The sequence below is a fragment of the Parvimonas sp. M20 genome (assembly GCF_035282425.1).
GTDB lineage: Bacteria > Bacillota > Clostridia > Tissierellales > Peptoniphilaceae > Parvimonas.
Window position 1 is genome coordinate 1 of record NZ_JAYKBQ010000088.1, and the last position, 434, is coordinate 434.

1 protein-coding gene is annotated in these 434 nt (G+C 30.6%); it reads right to left on the reverse strand.

What is annotated here, in order from left to right; translation table 11 throughout:
- Positions 1 to 434: hypothetical protein (locus tag VJI93_RS08530; protein ID WP_324009281.1), on the reverse strand; the 434-nt coding region annotated here is incomplete at both ends.

Genomic DNA, 434 nt, shown 5'->3' on the forward strand with positions numbered 1-434 from the left:
GTTCCATCATTATCTGCAGAATTTTCTACATAACTTGTATGAGCTGGAATCTTATCCTTTATTACAACCTTTTGTACTTGTCCTGTAGTATTCTTGTAAGTTATCTTGTAAAGTAATTCATCTTTTGCTTTTACTTCCTTACCGTCTATACTTGTATTTGTATCTTGGCTATTAAATACAGACTTAACTGGTTTTGTAGATGTTGGATTTGTTGTTTCATTTGTATCGAAATTATTATTTCCATCAGCTACATTAGCTTTATTAAGAATTTTATCTCCATTTACATTATCATCTACTTTTACCTTAAATGTAACAACTACTGTTTCTCCATTTGCTACATTTTCTTTTGTCCAAGTGATTTCTCCGTCTTTGAAGACTCCATTATTTGTTGCTGAACCCTTTACAAAAGTTGTATGTGCAGGTATTTTATCCTT